This window comes from Paraburkholderia sp. J11-2 (assembly GCF_905220185.1).
In the GTDB taxonomy this organism is placed as follows: domain Bacteria; phylum Pseudomonadota; class Gammaproteobacteria; order Burkholderiales; family Burkholderiaceae; genus Paraburkholderia.
Map to the genome: position 1 here is coordinate 1 of NZ_CAJMYY010000104.1, position 572 is coordinate 572.

Consider the following 572-nt stretch of genomic DNA (forward strand, 5'->3'; position numbering starts at 1 on the left):
TTCTGCGCCGCCTCGGCCTTGTTCTGCGAGAGCGCCGCAAACGCGTCCTGCTCCTCGCGCGTGATGCCGTATTCCTTCGCGACGTTTTCCGCCGTCACGCCCATGTGGTACTGGTTGTACACGTCCCACAGGCCGTCGACGATCATGCTGTCGATCAGCTTCGCATCGCCCATGCGGAAGCCGTCGCGCGAGCCCGGCAGCACGTGCGGCGCGGCGCTCATGTTTTCCTGGCCGCCGGCCACGACGATGTCCGAGTCGCCCGCGATGATCGCGTTCGCGGCCAGCATCACGGCCTTCAGGCCGGAGCCGCACACCTTGTTGATCGTCATGGCGGGAACGGCCGTGGGCAGGCCCGCCTTGATCGATGCCTGGCGCGCCACGTTCTGGCCCGAACCGGCGGTCAGCACCTGACCCATGATCACGTCGCTCACTTGCTCCGGCTTCACGCCTGCGCGCTCGAGCGCAGCCTTGATGACGATCGCACCCAGGTCGGGCGCCGCCACCTTCGCGAGCGAACCGCCGAATTTGCCAACTGCCGTACGTGCGGCCGAAACGATCACAATGTCAGTCAT

The 572-nt window shown here is 66.3% G+C and carries 1 protein-coding gene; it reads right to left on the minus strand.

The genetic code is table 11. The features are described 5' to 3' along the window. The coding region (locus U5A57_RS41345) for a beta-ketoacyl synthase N-terminal-like domain-containing protein (protein ID WP_321918102.1) at positions 1 to 572 on the minus strand (572 nt) is incomplete at both ends.